The following is a 20692-nucleotide window of genomic DNA, read 5'->3' as shown; positions in this document are numbered from 1 at the left end:
GGCTTACGTCAGCATAGGGCGGACAAGCCGCCCACGATGCATTGAGACGGAGTTCAGGATTGAGCGTCGCCTTCACGAAGGAAGAAAGTGCCGAGACCGCGTCCGAGACGCTGCTTCCGGATCGCCCGATCTCGCCGCATCCGAACCTGGTCACCGAGGCGGGGCTGAAGGCGCTGGAAGCGCAGCTTCGAGAGGCGCGCGAGGCTTACGACGCCACGCAGAAAATCGAGGACGTGAACGAGCGACGGCGTCAGGCCGCGGTCCCGCTGCGCGATATGCGCTACTTTTCGGCACGGCTGCGAACCACCCAACTTGTTCCCAGTCCGACATCCACCGACACGGTCGCCTTCGGCAGCACCGTCACCTTCAGCCGCGGCGACGGCCGCGTGCAGACGTACCGCATCGTGGGAGAAGACGAAGCAGATCCGAAGGCCGGATCGATCTCCTTCGTATCACCGGTGGCGAGGTCCATGATGGGGAAGGCCGTGGGGGACGTGGTCGGCTCAGGGCAGCAAGAACTCGAGATCATCGCCATCGCGTAGCGTGTCAAGTGTAAGGCTGCGATCTTCCGAAGCCGCTATGCCGGCTGCCTTCTCGTCTTCTTCTTGACCGGCGGTGGATCGATCTCGGCAATCCTGCGCACACATTCGGCCGACGACCCATGCGGGCCCGACACGAAGGTGCCGCTGACCTTGGTCGCGTACCAACCGGAAACGACACCGAGACGAAGCGCCTCCTCCGTTTGGACGTGACGCGGCGAGAGATTTTGCATGATATACTTTCGGTGGCGCGCTCGATTTGGCATCGAGCACAGGGGCAGCGGGTTCAGTCGTCGGAGCCAGGGACCGCCGAAAGCCGGGCGAAGTCCGCCACGATGGCCGCGATCAGATCGCGATGGTGGGTATCATTGGCCGCAAGGCTTGCAGCATACAGGTTCAGCACGTAGCGCGCCTTTGCTGCCGCCTCCGCCCACGAGGTCGCAGGCGCGGACAGAAGTTGGTCCTCGATCGCGGCTTGCTGGTCCCGTAGAACCTTTGCGTTCGCTTCAACGTCTGCAAGCACGCGCCGGATATCAGTCGCCTTCTGCGCGGCGATGCCGCGATGCTTGTCGAGATCGATCGGCGGCTCATTCATGTGGCGGCGTCGCTATGATGGGCATCAGACAATTCCGGCGGAGGGATCGAGACCATCATCCATCGATGAGGTTCCCGTCGCGAACGCGTCATCATGAACCTGCGTTCCCGGCGTTGCGAGCTCAACATGTCTGGGCATCGCCGTACCATGCGCGCTTTCAAGCCAAATAGCCACTCCTTTTCTCTCAGCCACTTGGCGGTGGCCATCCAACACGCTCCTACGGGATGCAGATCGCGATCCAAACAAATGATTAGCTATTGGGCGAAAAAGGGCGCACAGTTCTGAAAAGGGAGTCTCGATGTCGCGCCAGACGCACTTCCTGGTTCAAGCTTTCGACCCTGCGAAAGGGGATCAATTGAAGGCTGGCGCGCCGATCGTGTGCCGTTCGGAAGATGGTGCGCGTCGAACCGCCGAAAAGCTCGCGCTGACCAAGGCCGGAGTGGTCGCCTTTTCAACATCCTCTGACGTCGAAACCGGTGACTATGACGATCAGCCCGTGGTGTTCTTTCGCGCCGGTCGGGTGCCGGATGAATTCGATTCGATGCCGTGATGATATCGACCCCGGCAGCACTTTTCGAAGCCCGCTGACCTGGCGTCCACCATCGCTCTCGATGCACGGCCGGCAACGATAATCCGACCTCAACACCTGCCCATCATCATACGTGAGGAGACATCGACATGGCCAAAGGCGAGCAGAGAGGCAATCGGGAAGCCAAGAAACCAAAAAAGCAGAAGATCAAGTCGATCGCCGCAGCGCCGAGCCAAAAGGTCGGCGCGTGGCAGCCGACATTCGGCTCCAGCAAGAAGAAATAGAGAAGGTCTTTCACTTTGAGACATGAGTTCCACGTAGGCCAGTTCGTCGAACTGAAGCCGAACCTGATGCGTGCGGCCGCGACAGGCGCGTACGAAATCATACGCTTGATGCCGGAACCCGAGATCAGCTCGGAAAGCCCGCGCTATCGCATCAAGAGCAGCGCGGAGATCCATCAGCGGATCGTTCCTGAAAGCGATCTCACGCTCGCGACGGGTCCTACCGCGCGATCATCAATAGACATGTTGCGAGAGGTCTTTTTGGCGACGCCCATTATGAGCCTTCCGACGCTCGAAGGTTGATGCGCCCTTGGAAACGATGCCGCGCCAACGCGCCGGCGCAGCTCCAGGATCCCCACCCTGATTTCATGACGGGAAGATAGGCTTGCACGTCGTATCGACATGCACGCCTTGTTCTTAGCTAAAGATCAATCGATCATCGCAGCTCACCGCGCCGCCCGCGGCGCCTCGGCCTTCAACCTCTCCAGCGCGTCCGGCATCATGCGGCCGAACATCGAGCTGAGCATCGCGGTCGGGATCAGGCCGGCGCTGCCGGTCTCCTGCCCCTGCCCACCCGACATCAGAAACTGCGGCACCAGGGGCTGGTTGATCCGGGTCAGCGCGTCCGCGAACTTGGCGAAGTTCTGCTCGGCCAGGCGGAACTCCGGGCCGCCATAGGCATCGACAGACAGCTTGGTGGCCTGGGCGTTGGCGGCTCCGACCGCAAGCACACGATCGGCCTCGCCCTGGCCCTCCAGCCGCGACTGCTCACCGACCGCGGCCGCCGTGACCTTGCGCGTCTCGGCGTCCTTCTGCGCCCGCGCGAGTGCCGCCGCGCCTTCGTTCTCATTGACCTTGATCTGGATCAGCGACTGAGTCAGCGCCGATTGCGCCGCCGCCGTCGCCTTGGCTTCGTTCAGCGTACGCTCCTGGATCGCGGCCTTCTCCTGCTCCTGGAAGGTCTCGACCTGCTCGCGCGCGACTTGGCGCATGCGCAGCTGGATCAGGATGTTCTCGATAGTCTGGTCGCCGGGCGCGGCGCGCGGCGTCCCGATCAGGACCTCCTGCAGATCGAGCGAATAGGCCTCGAACTTGACCTTCATCACGGAGGCGGATTCCTCCTGGATCGCGGCGCGGTTCTGCAGCAGCTCGATCAACGTCATTTTCTGCGCGATGTTCTTGAAGAAGGCGCTGACCATGGGATCGAGCGTCTGCTCGACCAGCTTCTTCACGTCGCCGAAACGCTGGATGATCATCGGCGCCTTCTTGTAGTCGATATGCATCACGACCGAGAGCGGCAGCGTCGGCTCGAACGCATCCTTGGTGATCAGCGATATCTCCGACAGGTTCTCGTCGAGCTTCATCGCGCCGACTTCGCCGCGCACCCACTTCAGAATGAAATTGACCGTCGGGATGATCTCGATCTTACCGGCGTAGGTGTTGAAGGCATATTTGCCCGGCAGCAGCGGATCCTTCCAGACGCCGCGACTGCCATTGGAGACAAGCTCGCCGTGGCGATATTGCTCGCCTGACACGTCCGCCGTGCGCGGGCCCGTGTAGAAGATGACGACGCCGACATTGCCGACCGGGATGACCGTCTTCGGCACGGCTTCGACGGTCGCGAACAGCCGGTTGATATACCAGGTCCCCTCGACGATGACCTGAAGCTGGCGCCCGCGATAGCCGCCGGCTGCGAGGAATTTCTCCGGCTCCTGGTAGTTGTTGTGAAACGTCGCCTCGTCGTCGAGCGCGATGCCGACCTCCGGCGCGATGATCTCGCCGGGCGGCAACGACGGCCCATCATGCACGGTGACGACACCGACGAGATCGTGATCGGCGGCAAGGATCACCGGCGTGAAGCCCCAACGCTCGGCGATGGTGAGCTGCATGCCGTCGAGCACCGTGCGCTCCTGTGCGCTCAGGGCGTGACCATAGACCCGCTCATCGGTGATGATCGCAAACTGCGTGGTGTTGATGGCATAGGTGCCTTCACGCAGGATCTTGCGCTGCGGTCCCTTCTGGCCGCCAGCGGACAGAAAGCGCCTCGCGTCCTCGAAGTCGGACTTGTCCTCGCCGTCATTGGCGCCGAGCACCTGCGAGGCGCCAAGCGGCGCGCCGTCGCGCGCGAACACATAGGCGATCTTGCCCTGGCCGACCGTAACGAGATCGGAGCGGTGGATCCGGTACATGAAGGGGAAGAACAGGTGCAGGCCGCCACGCAGCACTTCGGGCTCGTAACCGGCCTCGCCGTTCAGCGCGATAAAGCCTTCGGCGACAGAACCGCGGAAGGTCCAGAGCTTCTCGACGATGCCGACCTGATTGTTCGGAATGTAGCAGAAAGTGTTGGAGAGCTTGAGCAGCGCAAGCAGCACAATAACGGCAGCGGCCCAGAGGGCCGGCTGGATCAGACTGTTAGGATCCATGATGACAACTCCAATGTCGCGCGATGTCAGCGCGGCTGCTGATGCAGCCCGCGCCATCGGGCGATCGCGCCGTTCAATATCGGCGCGCGAGAGCTAGGCATTGCAGCGGGATTTCCCAGACACCGGCGGCAAATTCTGCTCGATACTTTGGTCTATTCCGAAGCGCCGGCGTTCAAGCTAACAACTCAAGCTGAAAATAAATCATCTGGGACGATGAACCGGGGTCCCGGATCGGCGACTCATACGGACGACCGGTGCGGCCTCCTGCCCGCCCTTCGGACATGCCGCATCATGCGCGCGACCTCATGGATTCAACACGCCGCGCAGGAATTGGGCGGTCCGCGCGCGCACTTCGGGCCGGTTCAGAATCGTATGCACGTCCGCATCGATCACCATGACCTCCGCCTTCGGATCGGCCTTCAGCGCCGCGCCACAGGAGCCGGTGACGCTCCGGTCCTTATTCCAGGGATTGGCGGCCGAGAAATAAGGATCACGGGCCGCGATCGCGTTCAACACCGGCTCCTTCGCGCCGACGCCGAGCCGCGGCTCGGTGACGAAGTAGTTGCTCTCGCACGACCATGAATAGATCAACCGCGCCGCGGCCTCCTTGCCGGCGTAACGACCGACCGCCACCGCGCCTTCGCTGGTGCCGGCAAGAACGAGGCGCAGCCGATCCACCCAGCTCCACTCGCGCGAGGCCTTCACGGCGTGATCGAGTTCGGCGAGGCGCAGCGCATGCACGCGCTCGTAGGTATCGACGTCGACCGGCGAGGTGTAGGTCAGCCGATCGGGAATCGCGAGGCTATCGGGCGCGACCGAGGCGACGCCGAGCTCGTCAGCGAGCCAGACCTGAAATTCCTTCACGGCCGGCGCCACGCCGCTGGAGCCGTGCATCACGATGACGAGCGGCGCGATGCCGATCACATCGGGCGCTTCTTCCGCGTGTCCCTCCCAGCGCCGCCCGCCGACCAGCATGGCCGGCAGCACCAGATTGGCCTTGGCCCAGGTCAGCGCCAGATTGTCGGGCGAGGGCTCCAGCATCGTCCCCTTGATCTCACCGGGCTTGTCGGCGGCGAAGGCGGCAGAGGCGACCAGCAGCGCTGCGAAAGCAAACAAGAAACGCGATACGGACATGGTCAACGTGACCTCATGCGGGGTGAAGAACGCCCACGCATCCGGCACGCGCAGCGCACGCTTCCATCCCACGCCATCGCGATCCGAACAAGCCGCCTCGCGCTCCCGCGCATATCGCATCGTCCGGCTCGTCGCATTTCCGACATTGTGGCGCGAGGAAGCGCCGCAAGGCGTGCTTTTTCGCTGGTCCGAAACTTGCGTGATGACCGGTTCGAGAGGCTTAACTGTCGAAAGGCGACGCGATGGCGTTCACCTCTGTCTGTCCTGCCAATGCCGTGGGCGAAGGCGGCATGAGCCTGTTTCAGGTCGGCCGCAAGAGCGTGCTGCTGGTCTGGCCGGCTGGCGGCGAGCTCAAGGCCTATCGCGGACGCTGCCCGCACGCGGACATGCCTCTGACGGATGCGAGCTTCGACGGCACCACCGTCACCTGCCCGATTCATCATTGGGGCTTCGACGGCAGAAGCGGCAAATGCGTCACCCATATCGTCCGCAACGTGCTGCATCCCTACGAGCTCCGCATCGAAGGCGATGAGATCCAGGTCGATCTCGGGCCGGCCAAGCCAGCCCGCGCGCCGGCGTGACCGACACGGCACAATGGGTGGTCTGGAACGGCTCGCTCGGTGTCGTGGACATGGCGACGATCGGCCGGATCGAGCACGGCGAAAATGGCCGGCGCGCCTGGCTCGCGCCGCCCTATGATGTGGTCGGGCCGTTCAGTCTCGACGAACTCGATACGGAGGGCCGCATCGCCTTCGGCGCCTGCCTGGTCATGTCGCGCCAGCGGTGGCGGGAGGACCAGGCCGGCTTGCGCAGCGAGGCCCGGAAAGCGCGCCGTGCGCTTCTGCAGCGGGCCAATGGCGATGACGACAGCGAATTCCGCGAAGCGCTGGCGCTGCCGCTCGAGGGCGTGCTGACAGCCTCTGAGATCAAGGCTGCGTTTCGGCAGAAGGCCAAGACGGCGCATCCGGATGGCGGCGGCAGCAGCGCGCTTTACCGCCGCATCACGGCAGCTCGCGATGCCTTGCTCAGCCAGTGCGAGAAAGCGCCGATCTGATCTCCGGCCGGACCTCGACTTGCACTGCAATAGATCGCTGAACAGACGCTGTAGCCCCTGGCCGCTCCGAAAATTTGACCGCATCTGATCCGGATATTGACGCGATCTGATCCAAGAATCGACCTGTGCTGCTGTCGTTATTCCCACAAGCGAGAAGCGACCGAAGGGGGAATTGCGATGATGAGCCACCTGCAATCGATGACGCAAAGGCTCGCTGTGACCATGCTGCTCGGCTGCGCAGTGTCCCTCGCCGGACTTGGCGCCTCGCATGCGGCGACCCCGAATGCGTCCGGGATGACCACTGTCAACGGATTGCCATGCAACGAGCTCTGCAAAGCGTATATGTCCTGGTCCGATCGGATGATGGCGAAATTCCTTCCGCCCCATCCCCAGTTGCGGTCGCAGGCGCGAGCCCTGCCTCAATCGCAAGCGCGGACTGCCGTTCACGAGCGCAAGCTGGAGCGGAAGCTTCATCATGCGGCTGCGGCACGCCGGTTGGGCCTGAATTCGTTCGCGCAAATTCCCAAGCCGAACGATGCGAATCCGCGCGATGCAGCGCCGCAATCCACGGAGACGCCGCGCGTCGAAGCTGCGTCCCCGGCGCCGGCCAATCCGATCGCCGACCGCTTTCCGGCCCAGGCGCTTGCGACTCGAGCGCTTCCGGTCCAGGCGCTCGTGAGCGCCCGAGTCGCCGACAGCGCCCGCAGCGACCTTCCGGAAAGCGGGGCAGTCTCGGCGACGGATGCCGCCTCTGCACCGCAGACGACCGACACGACCGCCGAAAGCGACCAGGAGACCCGTTTTCCGGTGTCGCTGGCGCTCGCGCTGAGCGCCTTCGTGGCCTTCCTGGCCTGGGGTTGGTTCAGGGACAGGACCCAGACCGCGAACGCGATGCACTGAGGCCGGATCATTCCGGCCGCGGCGGCCTTCGAAGCGGCGTCTCGCGCGGTTGAACTTGCAGGTGCGGAGTCTTATCCATGGACAATGGAAAGCCTCACCGCAGCCCCCCTGAGTTCCTGGCCCCGCCACCGGACGGCCCCCAAGAAGCCGGCGCCGTTCCTGCCGATGAGCCGCGCCGAGATGGACGCGCTCGGCTGGGACGCCTGCGACATCGTGCTGGTGACGGGCGATGCCTATATCGACCACCCCTCCTTCGGCATGGCGATCATCGGCCGCCTGCTCGAAGCGCAGGGCTTCCGCGTCGGCATCATCGCCCAGCCGGACTGGCAATCGGCCGAACCGTTCAAGGCGCTGGGCCGCCCCCGCGTGTTCTTCGGCGTCACCGGCGGCAACATGGACTCCATGGTCAACCGCTACACGGCGGACCGACGGCTGCGCCATGACGACGCCTATACGCCGAACGGCGAGGGAGGCAAGCGGCCGGACCGCTGCACGCTGGTCTACGCCCAGCGCTGCCGCGAGGCGTTCAAGGATGTGCCGATCATCCTCGGCGGCATCGAGGCTTCGCTGCGCCGGATCGCGCATTACGACTACTGGTCCGACAAGGTGCGCCGCTCGGTGCTGGCCGACGCCAAGGCGGATCTCCTGCTCTACGGCAATGCCGAGCGCGCCGTGGTCGAGGTGGCCCACCGGCTCGCTGCCGGCGAAGCGCCGCGCGAGCTGAACGATATCCGCGGCGTCGCGCTGTTCCGCCGCGTGCCCGAAAATACCACCGAGCTGCATGCCGACGATCTGGATTCCGCCGACGAAGGCGCCGCGCGCCAGAAGGGCGAGGTCGTGATCCGGCTGCCGTCCTGCGAGCAGGTCGAAACCGATCGCGAAGCCTATGCGCGCGCCTCGCGCGTGCTGCACCGGGAGAGCAATCCGCACAATGCGCGGCCGCTGGTCCAGCGCCACGGCGATCGCGATTTGTGGCTCAATCCACCGCCGATCCCGCTGACCATGGCGGAGATGGACTCCGTCTACGATCTGCCCTACGCCCGCGCGCCGCATCCGTCCTACGGCGATGCCAAGATCCCGGCCTGGGAGATGATCCGGTTCTCGGTGACGATCATGCGCGGCTGCTTCGGCGGCTGCACCTTCTGCTCCATCACCGAGCATGAGGGCCGCATCATCCAGAGCCGCTCGGAAGGCTCCATCCTGCAGGAGATCGAACGCATCCGCGACAAGACGCCGGGCTTCACCGGCGTCATCTCCGACATCGGCGGCCCCACCGCGAACATGTACCGGATGGCATGCAAGGACCCGAAGGTCGAGGCCGCATGCCGGCGGCCAAGCTGCGTCTTTCCCGAGATCTGCCCGAACCTCAACACCTCGCATGACGACCTGATCCGGCTCTATCGCAAGGTGCGCGAAGTCAAGGGCGTCAAGCGCGTGATGGTCGCCTCGGGCGTGCGCTACGACCTCGCGGTCGAGAGCCCTGCCTACATCAAGGAGCTCGTGACGCATCACGTCGGCGGCTATCTGAAGATCGCGCCCGAACATACCGAGCGCGGCCCGCTCGACAAGATGATGAAGCCCGGCATCGGCGCCTATCACCGCTTCAAGCGGATGTTCGATGCCGCCGCGGAGCAAGCCGGCAAGAAATACTATCTCATTCCCTACTTCATCGCCGCGCATCCCGGCACCAGCGACGAGGACATGATGAACCTCGCGCTGTGGCTCAAGAAGAACCGCTACCGCGCCGACCAGGTGCAGACCTTCCTGCCCTCGCCGATGGCGACGGCAACCGCGATGTATCACACCGGCGTCAATCCGCTGCGCGGCGTGCGGCGCGGCGGCAGCGAGAAGGTCGAGGCGATCAAGGGCCTGCGGCAACGGCGGCTTCACAAGGCCTTCTTGCGCTATCACGACCCGGACAACTGGCCGGTGCTGCGCGAGGCGCTGAAGGCGATGGGCCGCAGCGACTTGATCGGCTCGCGTCCCGACCAACTCGTGCCCGCGCACCAGCCGCCCGGCACCGGCAAGGCCGCCGGCACGCGACGGCCCGTGCGCCCTGAACCGCGCCCACAGCGCTTCACGACCAAGGGCGTGCGAGTCAGGAAGTAGCGCTGGGGTCACGGCTGGCGGCCTCGCCGAAAGAGCGCATCGCATTCTCCGCTGTCGTCCCGGGCTTGAGGCTTGATCTTTCCAGCCAGCTTTTTCCGAGGCAACCGGCAGCCTCCGCATTGGCGCATTGGCACGCACACATTTGCCCCCATTTACCGTATCGGATTTTGCTCCATCTCCAGCTCGGCCTTGAGGCTGTCGATGTCGCGGTAGATCGAGGCGACCGCGAGCACGCGGCCCGCGCGCTTGTAGCGCAGCACGCAGTCCTTCGCCTTGATGTCGCCCTCGACCGCGATCTCGTCCCATGTCTCGGCGTGACCGACATAGTTGATCGGCACGTCGTAATGCTGGCTCCAGAAGAACGGCACCGCGTCGAAGGGCTCGTTCAGTCCGAGCATATTGCGAGCAGCGGTCTGGCCCTGCCGTTCGGCAACTACCCAATGTTCGACGCGGATGCTGTCGCCGGAATAGCGGTCGGGCCAGCGTGCGATATCACCCGCTGCAAAGATGCCCGGCAGACTGGTTTCGAGATTCGCGGTGACGATGACGCCGCGATCGACCTTGAGGCCGGCCTGCTCCGCCAGATCGAGGCGAGGCTTCACGCCAATGCCGACCACGACGAGGTCGGCTTCGAGCGTGCTTCCGCCCTTGAGGCTGACCTGCCTGCCGTCGATCTCCGTCACGCCATCCTGCAGATGAAAGACGACGCCATGCTCCTCGTGGAGCGCACGCACGAAATCGCCCATGTCAGGCCCTAGGATGCGCTCCATTGGCCGCCGCTCAGGCGCGATCACATGCACCTCGATGTCACGTTCGCGCAGCGCGGCGGCAACTTCGAGACCGATGAAACTGGCGCCGATCACAACGGCGCGCTTTGCCGTTGCGGCACCCGCGATGATCGCGCGACAGTCGGCCAGCGTGCGCAGCATGTGAACATGCGGCTGGTCCGCGCCCGGGATCTTCAGCTTGACCGGCTCGGCGCCGGTCGCGAGCAGCAGCCGGTCAAACGGCACGGTCTTGCCGTCACCAAGCACCACATGCCGCGCTTTCCCATCGATGGCCGCGACCCGTGTGCGCAGCCGAAGACCGATGTTCAATTCGGAATAGAAATCATCCGGCCGGAGCGGCACCCAATCCTCGGGCGCCTTGCCGGCCAGATAATCCTTGGACAGGTTCGGGCGATCCACCGGCGGCGCCTCATCGTTGCTGAGCATGGTGATCTCGCCGCCGTAACCGTCGCGGCGCAGCATCTCTGCCGCGGCAAAGCCTGCAGCGCCCCCGCCGATGATGACGATGCGACGCGGTGCGTCGGCCGGCGGCGTCCTGGCCGGACCTGTGTGATCGCGCTTACGCCGCACGACAACGCGGTCGGCCGCCTGTTCGACCTGCCAGACGGACAGCGACGAGAGCGCAGGGGCACGCATCGCCTCGCCGGTGCGCAAATCGAAGCAGGCGTGATGCCAGGGGCAGCGGACGCTGGCGTCGACGACGAGGCCGTCGGCGAGCGGGCCGTGATAGTGGCTGCAGAATGCGTCGATCGCGAAAGTGTCGGAGCCCGTGCGCACCAGCAGCACGGCCTCCTTGTCCACGTGACCGAGCAGCATGCCGTTCTTGAAATCGCTCAACGACACGCCGAGCGCGAGATCCGGACCTTCCAGCTTGCCTTCGTCGTCGGACATGGCGGATGCCTCCTTCGCTGGAGCATGATCCGGAACGGTGCGAAGCGTTTTCCGAAAAGATCATGCTCATTCAAACCTAGAGCGTGACGGCGCTTCGACGCGATCCCGTCCCCACTCCCGCGTCGGCTCCGGCAGATCAGAGCTGCCTTGCCACCAAGCCACAATCGGACAATCGGTTCCTCCGGTTCAAAAGGCCGTGCTGACAACGCGCCGCTCGAACTCTGCACACGCGCACAAGCGCGGTCCCGCGGCGCATCAGCGCCCGGGGTTGTGCAGTTCGTCTGCCCTCGAAAATGCGAGAGGGCGCAGGGAAGGCCGGACCTCGACTGAGGCCCGTGGCCCGCCTGCGGAAAAAATGCAGGCGGCAGGTACCACAGGTCCAGCCGGACGAGCCCGGCCTTCCCTGCGCGATGGTTTTAACGGCTGCTTCGCGATCTCCCCGGTGCGCCGGGCTTGTTGGCCACCGTTTACGCATGCTGCTTTCGCATCAGCGCGACCTCAGCGTCGGGAGGTCAGGACCACGCGACTTGACCGTCCGCATCGAACTTGCTCGCCGGCCCGCAAATGCAAAGCCCCAAATCCGATGCGTCCACCGCTCCCCGCTGCTACGCCTCGTGACGATCGGCCGAAACGTCCCTCTTCATCGCCGCGGGATGGCCGAGATCATCGTTGTGATTTGCCCGACACGGCAAGGCCAGGGGCGTGCGGCAAACTGGCACGACGGGCAGTTTGCGCAGGGAGGTCATGCGGAACATGCCCGTCGGGCGGATGATTGCACGAGTTGCGGATCGCAACACCGCGGGCCGCCACGTCGCTCCGAAGCGGCCATCCTCCCTGATTGCTTTGGCTGCCCCCTCCTGATCGAACGGCAAAAAACCTCGCGCATAGATTGCCGACGGGGCGAGCAAAAGCTAAAACCACGACCGGATCGTTGGGGAAAAGCACATGCACGCGCCAGTTGCCGATTCGAAACCGAGTCTGATCCATGGCACGGCGTACAGGCCGGATATCGACGGACTTAGAGCCGTTGCCGTCATCTCAGTCGTCCTGTTCCACGCCTTCCCTCATGCGCTTCGCAGCGGATTCGTTGGGGTCGATATCTTCTTTGTCATATCCGGATTTCTGATCACCTCGATCATCGTCGCGGACCTCGCCAACGGATCGTTCCATCTTTCGACCTTTTACGCTCGTCGCGTCAGGCGCATTTTCCCGGCCCTGATCCTGGTTCTCTTCACGGCACTCTTGCTCGGCTACGTGTTTCTATACACCGACGAATACAAGGAGCTTGGCAAGCAGGTCGTTGCGAGCGCCGGATTTGCCGCGAACCTGTTGTTCTGGAAGGAGGCGAACTATTTCGACGCGGCTGCGGAAACGAAGCCGTTGCTGCACCTGTGGTCGCTGGGTATCGAAGAGCAATATTACATCGTTTGGCCGGCCCTCTTATGGCTGTGTTGGCGGACAAAGAAGCGCGCTCTGCCGTACCTCGTGGGGCTGCTGTTCATCGCATCGTTTCTGCTTAACATCAGAGCGACGACTCTCAACCCGGCAGAGGCCTTCTACTCGCCGCTCACGCGAGCATGGGAGCTGTTCGCAGGCGGCCTGGTGGCGATCGCATCGTCCCAACACACCAAACGGCCATTCGGCTTTATCCCTGACGCCCGCCTTCGAATGCCCGTTTCCGATCTGCTCGCAATTTCAGGGCTGGTTCTATTGGCGGCGAGCCTGATCCTGATTTCAAAAAATACTCCGTTTCCGGGATGGGCTGCACTGATGCCCGTCATAGCCACCTGCATCCTTGTCGGCGCCGGACCTTACAGCTGGGTAGCCCGGCATGTTCTTGCGCATCCCATCCTGGTCGGAGTCGGGCTGATTAGTTACCCGCTCTATCTCTGGCACTGGCCTCTGCTCGTCTTTACTCGCACCTGGCTCGGCGGGGCTGGCTCCGCGCCGGTCCGCTTCGGCGTCGTCGTGCTCAGCGTGGGATTGGCTTGGATCACGTACAGGTTTCTGGAACAGCCGATTCGTTCTGGTCGATCCGCCTTGCGATCGGTCCCCTTGCTGGGCGGTACGTTGGCGACGCTCGCGGGGGTCGGCGCCCTGGCCATGATCTATGGCTGGACCATTCATCCAGACGATATCGACAGCTACGCAGCCTATTTCGATTCATTTCGCAACGGCGCATCGCCGGCTCGCGAAGAGATGGTGGATGTCAACCAAAACCAGTGCAACTTCTACAACTTCGAGAGTCCGCTGCCGACGCGGGTTCCCCGCGCCGCGATCAGCCCGGATTGCTACACCAGCCACTCCCACAGAACCGTGCTTCTGTGGGGCGATTCCCATTCGGCACATCTTTTTTACGGCCTGCGGAAAACGCTTCCGTCCGACGTATCCTTGCTGCTCACCTATGCTTCGGCGTGCCGTCCACACCCGATCGATGTAACGAAGCTGGAAACCGACTACTGCGAAAAGTCCAACTCATTTGCGCTATCGACGATACGACAGGTCGTCCCCGATGTCGTGGTCATCTCCTTCAACAACGCCTTCGACACGGAATATCTGCGGCAGGTGTCGCGCGAAATCCGACAGTTCGGCGTGAAGAGGGTGATCGTTCTCGGACTGGTACCTCACTGGGATCCGTTTCTCTTCAAGGTGGTCATGCAGCATTATTGGCAGCTCACCCCATCACGAATTTCGACGCATCTCGACCAGCACGCGCTCGGCATCGATAAGGCATTTCGAAGCGAGCTCCAGGCGAACGAACCTTTCGAATACCAGAACCTGTTCGACTTTTTCTGCAACGCAGAAGGCTGCCTCATCTATCTCGACCGCAACCGGCGCGAAGGCCTCGTGAGCTTCGACAATGCGCACCTGCGGCCTCGAGCGTCCCTTTACCTTGCTGAGCACCTGCTTACGCCGTTGATCCAGCGCGACGTCCAGCCACCGGCCGACGCGCGGGGGAGCGCTGTCGCGAAGTGACCAGGAGGGAGGGAATTACGATGACGACGCCTTGGCTTCCCTCGCGCCCGGCTCGTAAGCCTGGTTAGTCCAGCAAGGCGCAGCCCGCCATCTCATTAAGAACATGGCGGGTTACGCGGCCGCGGACGAACTCCGGACAAATTCGGACGTGTTTGGGCGCGGTCGCTACCCCGCCCACGATCTGCTGCAGTTGATAGCGCAAACCGAGGCCGGCACACGAACGGCCGGAGCAACGGAAGGATCGAGGTCCCGCCCAACTTCAGCTCGCTACGCTGCCCCACAATTACACCGCTGCCGACGAACCACCACCATCGCAATACCGCCATGGGCTTGGCGCTATCCGGGCTTCGCCAAACCTGAGCCAAACTTCAGCCCGGTTCCAATGGAACCATGCGTGCATAGTAAGAAAAATTGGGGGAGCGTTCGGTGCATTGTGCAGCGCGCGTAGTTGTTTGCGCACTCATCTCGACCGTCGTTGCGATGCCGGCCGGCAGCGCCAAAGCCCAGCAACTGCGGCAGCGCGCGCCCGCAGCCGCTGTCGCCCCCGCCGCCCCAGCGGTGGGTCCTTCCATGGGCTCCTTGCCCGATCGGGAAGCGCTGAATTCCGGGACCGTGACGGTGATCACCGCTCCGATCGGCGGTCCGATGTCGGTGATGGGCTCCGACATGGCCGCCGTCCTCGACGACGGCGAGAATCTGCGCGTGCTGCCGATCCTGGGCAGGGGCCCGGCGCAAAATCTCATCGACATCGTGATGTTGAAGAACATCGACATGGGCTTCGTCACGACCGACGCACTGGACTATGTGAAGAACGAATACAACATCCCGGACCTCGGCCAGCGCGTGCGCTACATCGCAAAGCTGTTCTACAACGAGGTTCATATCATCGCGCGGCCGGAAATCCGCAGCCTGCAGGATCTCGAGGGAAAGCGCGTGTTCGCCGAACGCAGTATCGGCCTGCCGGCGGCGCGCGCGATCTTCAGACGCTTCGGCATCCGGGCCGACATCGACTCGCAAACCGATCCGACCGGCGGTCTGCAGAAGCTCATCGACGGCCAGGGAGACGCCTGGATCGCCTCCGTGTCGAGAGATGCGCCCATCATCAAGAGCGTCAAGAACGACGGCGGCCGACTGCATCTGCTTTCGGTTCCCTACGACCGCTCGCTGCAGGACATCTACTTCCCCTCGAACTTCACCTCCGACCAATATCCGAACCTGGTGCCGCCGGGCATCAAGATCGAGACCGTCGCGGCGCCCACCGTGCTCATGGTCTATAATTGGCCCGAGCAGAGCGAGCGTTACCGGCGCACGGCGCGTTTCGTGAACGCGCTGTTCGACAAGATCCAGATTCTGCAGTCGCCGCCACGCAATCCCAAATGGCGCGACACCGTGCTGTCGGCCACAGTCCCCGGACTGATACGCTTCAAGGCGGCGCAGGAATGGCTGGACGGCGCGCGAACGGAGCCATCGCCGCCGCAGATCCAAGGATCTCCGGCGGAATTCCGCAAGTTCCTCCAGGAGCGCAAGGCTCAGGTCAATCTCACGCCCGAACAGGCCGCGCAGCTCTACAGCGATTTCCTAAGACGGCAGCGGACCAAGGAGGCGCGGTAAGGCGGGCCACCGCGCGACACGTGACCGGCGTGCCTTGAAGCCGAAGAGGACGACACAGCACCGACACCCGGATTCGTATCGACTCCGTAGGCGGGTGGCGAAACCGTCCGCACCCCCCGTCAGATCAACGTCCCGCGATGTCCCGCCATGCCGTTGCCGGGGTGGTCAGCCCTTTTGAACAAGGTCATTGTGACCCGTCGTCGTCGCCCACCCGCCACGCCAGAAATCGAGTGCGCCCATGAAGCTTCGTCCGCTCGGCCGTTCCGGCCTCACCGTTCCGCCCCTCTGCTTCGGCTGCAACGTGTTCGGCTGGACCGTGGATGAGGCCGCCTCGTTCCGCCTGCTCGACAAGGTGCTGGACTCGGGGCTGAACTTCCTGGACACCGCCGACGTCTATTCGCGCTGGGTGCCGGGCCATAGCGGCGGCGAGTCCGAGACCATCATCGGCAAATGGATGAAGCTGCGCGGCAACCGCGACCGCGTCATCCTCGCCACCAAGGTCGGCATGGACATGGGCGACGGCAAGGTCGGGCTGAAGGCCGACTACATCGCCCGCGCGGTCGAGGATAGCCTGCGCCGGCTGCAGACCGACGTGATCGATCTCTATCAGTCGCACAAGGACGACGAGACGACGCCGCAGGAAGACACCCTGGCGGCCTATGACAAGCTGATCAAGGCCGGCAAGGTGCGCGCGATCGGCGCCTCGAACTTCTCCGCGGAGCGGCTGCAGGCCGCGCTCGACATTGCCAAGAACGACGGCCTGCCGCGCTATGAAAGCCTGCAGCCGGAATACAGCCTCGCCGAACGCTCGTCCTACGAAGGCGCGCTGCAGCGCGTCTGCGAACAGAACGGGGTCGGCGTCATCACCTTCTTCTCACTCGCTGCGGGCTTCCTGACCGGCAAGTATCGCTCGGAAGCCGATTTCGGCAAGAGCCCGCGCGGCGAGCGCAGCGTCGCCAAATACATGAACCCGCGCGGCATGCGCATCCTGGCCGGCCTCGACGAGGTCGCCAAGGAGACCGGTGCCGAGCCGGCTTCGATCGCGCTCGCCTGGCTGCTGGCCAAGCCATCGGTCACCGCGCCGATCGCGAGCGCCACCAAGCCGGAGCATGTCGACACGCTGGTCGCGGCAACCAAGCTCGCGCTCAGCAAGGACCAGGTCGCGCGGCTCGACGCAGCGAGCGCGTGAGCCGCGAACCGACGGAAGTCCGGCCCCGCCGATCTGGTCGGCACCCAGCCACCGGCGCGTCTCGGCGCGCCGCCTAGCCCGCCGCACCCGCAAAGAGCCCCCGCGAAGGCCGATCTCAGCATCTGACTCGCTCGGGCGAGGATGGGTTAATCGGCCGTCAAGGAGACCTGAGCCGCGCTATCCGGACATTCTGAAGCACCCGGCGGGCTTCCCACACGGTCCGCCCTGGCATAGAATTGGGTTGGAGCGCGGTAAGCGCATCCGCGCCATTTGCTTTACAGGATCATGAAACGATTCATCTGTGAGCAGAACGTCGCTCATTTTCAGCGGCTTTTGAGCGAAACCAGCGAGCCGACCCTGCAAGGGACGCTGGGACGGCTGCTGGCGACCGCCAAGCGCGAGCTGGCGCTGCTCGACGCGGATCAGGACGGGGCGGCCCCATCGCTGCACGGGCAACGCCCGACCGAGCCCGGCGACGCAGCCTCGATCCGGCGGCAATTCCTCGCGGACTTCGACGGCTCGCCGCATCCCTACATGCTGCTCGATCCCGGACCGCGCCTGCAGATCGTCGATATCAACGCCGCCTACGCCGCCGCGACCTTCACGACGCGCGAGGACATCGCCGGAAAATCGCTGTTCGAGGTCTTCCCGGACAATCCGGACGAGCCCCTCGCCGACGGCGTCAGCAACCTCTACACGTCACTGAAGACGGTCGCCCAGACCGGCCGCCCGCATGCGATGGCCATCCAGCGCTACGACGTGCGCGGTCCGGCCGGCGCGTTCGTCGAAAAACACTGGCAGCCGGTGAACACGCCCATCCACGACGATGAAGGACGGCTGGTTTTCCTGCTGCATCACGTGGAAGACGTCACCGATCAGGTGGTGCGCTGAGAACGACGCGGCCGCGCCGGACCGCGACCGGATGGCTCGCTTTGCACCAGCAGCTTGCCGGTGCTGCCATTGACGAAATGCAGGGATCCGCAGGCTGGGCACGGCATCGAAACATAGGCCTGGTCGCTCTCGCACAGCGGGAGGTCCGGCGGGAGGTCCGTGAGCCAATGCTGCACGTTCATCCCCGTTCTCGGGCACTTGTAGACGATATTGCGGTCCATGGCTGATAGGCCGTCCCTGTGTCGGCGTGGTTGCGCTGCGTCAATCCCGGGCAGCGCTACTGCATCGTAGAGCGCGCGGGCTGCGGTGCATGTTGCTGCAATCCCCTCAAGATGGAGTCGCGGTGCGCCACATGCCCGGCCTGGCAGCGGCGAAACGTATCCAATAGCGCCAGCGCCGACGTGGCGTCGTGGCCATGACTATCCAGCTCCGCAACGATCTGCTCTTGACGAGCCATGTGATGCGCGCCTTGCGCAACCCGCTTGTCGGCGTCGATCAAATGCTTCAACTCGACCATGCGATCCATGCCAGTGCTCCCGATCAGACGCCATCAATTGTCGCTGCGCCGGCTTGGCTCAGCGCGCGATGCCGGCAACGGCGCTGGCCATCACCGGCGCCTTCGCCGCCACGACGACGGCAACGCTCTCGCGGCCTGCGATGTCCGCCGAGCGAAACGAGATACTGACGGCTGCAACGGCAGTTGCCGCCACCAAAGCCATGATCACGATCTTCAGATGGGTCGCTCGATCGGCGGTGTAAATCGAATGGTTCATCGGAGCACCGAAGCCGTTGTCCGCAGTCGAAACTTACGCAAACCGGCGCCCAGGGGCCATTCGGGGGCGTTCCTTACGTAGTTCGCCGGAGCTGCGGTCTCATCCCTCGCCGGGTGCGGAACGCCGCAGCAGCGGTGGGGCGCGGAAGCAGCCGGCGGCAGCCGCACCGCCAAAGCTGACGGTATCGCGCAGGATTGGGCGCACGAACAGGCTGCGCAGGGCTTTCCTGGCGCCGCGCGAAGCCTCATCATGGTCTCCATGAACGTCATGAACGACGCAGGACAGCGCCCGCGGCGCACCATCGGCCATTCGACCAATCTCGTGGGACGCCCCTCCGAGTGGCTGGCGAGTTGTGCCTTCAACGACGCGCCGGTGCCGCTGCACATCTGGGGCGTCGTCGAGATGAACGCGAACCTGTTTACGATGCTGGCGCAGGCCGACGACCTCGCTGAAGCCGGCGAGGCGTTCTCCTCCTACATGATGGCGATGTTCGGCCTCGATCCCGAGCAGCGCCCGGCGACCGCCGCCGACAAGCGGCGCTTTCGTTCGTCGTTCTTGCGGCTGATCCAGGGCTGGAGCTTCGACAGCAATGGGGCGGAGGGCGCCGTGCTGAAGGGCTGGGTCGAGAGCAGGTTCGGCATCTGTCCCTCCTTCCACAATGAGATCATCGAGCGGGTGTCGAGCCGCGCCTGGACGCGCTATGTCGAAGAGAAGATGTCGAGCCGCTTCCACAACAACGCGATCTGGGTGCAGCTGGATCTGCTGTTCGAGTTCTGTCAATGGGCGATCCGACGCTTCGCTTTCCCGGGCCAGACGCATCTGACGCTGTATCGCGGCGTCAACGCGTTCGACGAGCATTGGATCGTGGAGCGGACGGCGCGGCGCGAGGCTGTCGTGCGGCTGAACAACCTGGTCTCGTTCTCGTCCGACCGCGACACTGCCGGCTGCTTCGGCGATACCATCCTCACCGCGCGCGTGCCGTTGTGCAAGATCCTGTTCTTCAACAGCCTGCTGTCGTCGCATCCGCTCAAGGGTGAAGGCGAGTATCTGGTGATCGGCGGCGAATTCCGCGTCGGCGTGGACTATGTCTGAGAAAGCCCGCATGACCGCGACTGACCTCGAGGATCGCGCGCTCGCCGCCTATCTCGGCTTTGCGATCGGCGATGCGCTCGGGGCCACCGTCGAGTTCATGACCAGAAGCGAGATCGCCGCGCAGTACGGCGTGCATCGTGAGATCATCGGCGGCGGCTGGCTGAAGCTCGCGCCGGGAGAGGTGACCGACGACACCGACATGTCGCTCGCCCTGGGCCGCTCCCTGATCCGCAAGGCTGGTTTCGATGCCCGTGACGTCTGCGAGGAATTTGCAAGCTGGCTGATGAGCGGGCCGGCGGATGTGGGCAACACCTGCCGACGCGGCATCCGCCGTTATGTCGCGCACGGCACAGTCGAAGGCACCTTCTCCGAGGGCGACGCCGGCAACGGCGCGGCCATGCGCGTGCTGCCCGTGGCGCTCGCGACCTTGGGCGCGCCCGGCAAGGCCCAGGAGTGGACGCTGGCGCAGGCGCGTGCCACGCATCATCATCCGCTTTCCGACGACGCATGCCTTGCGCTGGTGCGCATGACGCACGGCCTGCTGCAGGGCGGCGGAAAAGACGCGGTGCGGCACGAGGCCGAGGCCCTTGTCGGCAAGCACCGCGCGTTTCGCTTCACGCCCTATCCGGGGCAATGCTCCGCCTTCATCGTCGACACCATGCAGACCGTGCTGCATTATTACTTCGGCGCGGACTCCTTCGCCGAGATCGTCGTACAAACCGTCAACCAGGGCGGCGACGCCGACACCGCCGGCGCGATCGCCGGGATGCTGGCCGGCGCAACCTACGGGCTGGAGGCCATCCCTGGGCGCTGGCTCACGGCGCTCGACCAGGACGTCGCAGCAACGATCCGCGCGCAGGCGGTGCAACTGCTGGCGATGTCACGGGCGGCCGGCCCGGAAGGCTGATCAACCCGGA

General features: G+C 64.2%; 22 protein-coding genes. 14 read left to right on the top strand and 8 right to left on the bottom strand.

From position 1 onward, the window contains the following. Positions 1 to 59 precede the first annotated feature (59 nt). Positions 60 to 542: a transcription elongation factor GreA gene (gene greA, locus QX034_RS15015; RefSeq protein WP_315763957.1), complete on the top strand. Its 483-nt coding sequence runs from the start codon at positions 60 to 62 to the stop codon at positions 540 to 542. Positions 543 to 577: 35 nt separating this feature from the next. Here the strand turns inward: greA and QX034_RS15010 are convergent, their stop codons facing one another. Continuing rightward, positions 578 to 772: a hypothetical protein gene (locus QX034_RS15010; protein WP_315701802.1), complete on the bottom strand. Its 195-nt coding sequence runs from the start codon at positions 770 to 772 to the stop codon at positions 578 to 580. A gap of 53 nt (positions 773 to 825) precedes the next feature. Further along, on the bottom strand, positions 826 to 1134 hold the full coding sequence (locus QX034_RS15005; RefSeq protein ID WP_315701803.1) for a hypothetical protein: 309 nt from the start codon (positions 1132 to 1134) through the stop codon (positions 826 to 828). 298 nt (positions 1135 to 1432) lie between these two features. On the opposite strand from QX034_RS15005, the gene QX034_RS15000 reads away from it, so the two are divergent. The 3 genes from QX034_RS15000 to QX034_RS14990 all read left to right on the top strand — a co-directional run bounded on the left by QX034_RS15000 (position 1433) and on the right by QX034_RS14990 (position 2247). Further along, positions 1433 to 1684, top strand: coding sequence for a hypothetical protein (locus tag QX034_RS15000; RefSeq protein WP_315701804.1), 252 nt, complete (start codon positions 1433 to 1435; stop codon positions 1682 to 1684). A gap of 128 nt (positions 1685 to 1812) precedes the next feature. After that, entirely contained in the window at positions 1813 to 1947 is a 135-nt protein-coding gene (locus QX034_RS14995; protein WP_315701805.1) for a hypothetical protein, read from the top strand. Between the two features lie 15 nt (positions 1948 to 1962). Further along, positions 1963 to 2247 carry a hypothetical protein gene (locus tag QX034_RS14990; RefSeq protein WP_315701806.1) on the top strand — a complete coding sequence of 95 codons (285 nt, stop codon included), beginning with the start codon at positions 1963 to 1965 and terminating at the stop codon, positions 2245 to 2247. A 143-nt stretch (positions 2248 to 2390) separates the two neighbouring features. On the opposite strand, the gene QX034_RS14985 is transcribed toward QX034_RS14990, so the two are convergent. Both QX034_RS14985 and QX034_RS14980 read right to left on the bottom strand, forming a co-directional pair. Further along, complete coding sequence (locus QX034_RS14985; protein WP_315701807.1) at positions 2391 to 4367, bottom strand: SPFH domain-containing protein; 1977 nt, start codon at positions 4365 to 4367, stop codon at positions 2391 to 2393. A gap of 303 nt (positions 4368 to 4670) precedes the next feature. Further along, on the bottom strand, positions 4671 to 5501 hold the full coding sequence (locus QX034_RS14980; RefSeq protein ID WP_315728930.1) for a hypothetical protein: 831 nt from the start codon (positions 5499 to 5501) through the stop codon (positions 4671 to 4673). Positions 5502 to 5743: 242 nt separating this feature from the next. On the opposite strand from QX034_RS14980, the gene QX034_RS14975 reads away from it, so the two are divergent. The 4 genes from QX034_RS14975 to QX034_RS14960 all read left to right on the top strand — a co-directional run bounded on the left by QX034_RS14975 (position 5744) and on the right by QX034_RS14960 (position 9564). Continuing rightward, the gene (locus QX034_RS14975) at positions 5744 to 6082 is read left to right on the top strand and encodes a Rieske (2Fe-2S) protein (protein WP_315742354.1); all 339 of its coding nucleotides are present in this window, start codon (positions 5744 to 5746) and stop codon (positions 6080 to 6082) included. After that, the gene (locus QX034_RS14970) at positions 6079 to 6555 is read left to right on the top strand and encodes a J domain-containing protein (protein WP_315701809.1); all 477 of its coding nucleotides are present in this window, start codon (positions 6079 to 6081) and stop codon (positions 6553 to 6555) included. Before QX034_RS14975 ends, QX034_RS14970 begins: the two co-directional genes overlap by 4 nt. Before the next feature lie 180 nt (positions 6556 to 6735). Then, positions 6736 to 7455, top strand: a complete 720-nt coding sequence (locus QX034_RS14965) for a hypothetical protein (RefSeq protein ID WP_315701810.1) — start codon at positions 6736 to 6738, stop codon at positions 7453 to 7455. A gap of 84 nt (positions 7456 to 7539) precedes the next feature. Further along, the gene (locus QX034_RS14960) at positions 7540 to 9564 is read left to right on the top strand and encodes a YgiQ family radical SAM protein (RefSeq protein ID WP_315728919.1); all 2025 of its coding nucleotides are present in this window, start codon (positions 7540 to 7542) and stop codon (positions 9562 to 9564) included. Between the two features lie 152 nt (positions 9565 to 9716). On the opposite strand, the gene QX034_RS14955 is transcribed toward QX034_RS14960, so the two are convergent. After that, the gene (locus QX034_RS14955; protein ID WP_315701812.1) at positions 9717 to 11243 is read right to left on the bottom strand and encodes an FAD-dependent oxidoreductase; all 1527 of its coding nucleotides are present in this window, start codon (positions 11241 to 11243) and stop codon (positions 9717 to 9719) included. 945 nt (positions 11244 to 12188) lie between these two features. Between QX034_RS14955 and QX034_RS14950 the strand changes: the two genes are divergently transcribed. The 4 genes from QX034_RS14950 (at position 12189) to QX034_RS14935 (ending at position 17910) form a co-directional block, all read left to right on the top strand. Continuing rightward, a complete protein-coding gene (locus QX034_RS14950) occupies positions 12189 to 14219 on the top strand; it encodes an acyltransferase family protein (RefSeq protein ID WP_316195527.1) in 2031 nt (676 codons plus the stop codon). A 480-nt stretch (positions 14220 to 14699) separates the two neighbouring features. Beyond that, positions 14700 to 15830: a TAXI family TRAP transporter solute-binding subunit gene (locus tag QX034_RS14945; RefSeq protein WP_409977746.1), complete on the top strand. Its 1131-nt coding sequence runs from the start codon at positions 14700 to 14702 to the stop codon at positions 15828 to 15830. A gap of 238 nt (positions 15831 to 16068) precedes the next feature. Then, on the top strand, positions 16069 to 17019 hold the full coding sequence (locus QX034_RS14940) for an aldo/keto reductase (protein ID WP_315742348.1): 951 nt from the start codon (positions 16069 to 16071) through the stop codon (positions 17017 to 17019). Between the two features lie 333 nt (positions 17020 to 17352). After that, positions 17353 to 17910 (top strand): PAS domain-containing protein, encoded by a 558-nt coding sequence (locus QX034_RS14935; protein WP_315701816.1) that lies wholly within the window; start codon positions 17353 to 17355, stop codon positions 17908 to 17910. Here the strand turns inward: QX034_RS14935 and QX034_RS14930 are convergent. The 3 genes from QX034_RS14930 to QX034_RS14920 are packed head-to-tail and all read right to left on the bottom strand — an operon-like array spanning position 17895 to position 18683. After that, entirely contained in the window at positions 17895 to 18131 is a 237-nt protein-coding gene (locus QX034_RS14930; RefSeq protein ID WP_315701817.1) for a hypothetical protein, read from the bottom strand. The genes QX034_RS14935 and QX034_RS14930 overlap by 16 nt on opposite strands. Positions 18132 to 18187: 56 nt before the next feature. Beyond that, the gene (locus tag QX034_RS14925; RefSeq protein ID WP_315701818.1) at positions 18188 to 18436 is read right to left on the bottom strand and encodes a hypothetical protein; all 249 of its coding nucleotides are present in this window, start codon (positions 18434 to 18436) and stop codon (positions 18188 to 18190) included. A 49-nt stretch (positions 18437 to 18485) separates the two neighbouring features. Next, the gene (locus tag QX034_RS14920) at positions 18486 to 18683 is read right to left on the bottom strand and encodes a hypothetical protein (protein WP_315767588.1); all 198 of its coding nucleotides are present in this window, start codon (positions 18681 to 18683) and stop codon (positions 18486 to 18488) included. Positions 18684 to 18932: 249 nt separating this feature from the next. On the opposite strand from QX034_RS14920, the gene QX034_RS14915 reads away from it, so the two are divergent. Together QX034_RS14915 and draG are read left to right on the top strand one after the other, a co-directional pair. Next, positions 18933 to 19775: an NAD(+)--dinitrogen-reductase ADP-D-ribosyltransferase gene (locus tag QX034_RS14915; RefSeq protein ID WP_316195525.1), complete on the top strand. Its 843-nt coding sequence runs from the start codon at positions 18933 to 18935 to the stop codon at positions 19773 to 19775. A 10-nt stretch (positions 19776 to 19785) separates the two neighbouring features. Beyond that, positions 19786 to 20682, top strand: a complete 897-nt coding sequence (gene draG / locus QX034_RS14910; RefSeq protein WP_316195523.1) for an ADP-ribosyl-[dinitrogen reductase] hydrolase — start codon at positions 19786 to 19788, stop codon at positions 20680 to 20682. The last annotated feature ends 10 nt before the right edge of the window (positions 20683 to 20692 follow it).

Origin of the sequence: Bradyrhizobium sp. SZCCHNR3119, assembly GCF_032487775.1 — a bacterium.
In the GTDB taxonomy this organism is placed as follows: Bacteria; Pseudomonadota; Alphaproteobacteria; order Rhizobiales; family Xanthobacteraceae; genus Bradyrhizobium.
This window is presented reverse-complemented; position numbering and strand designations above follow the sequence as displayed.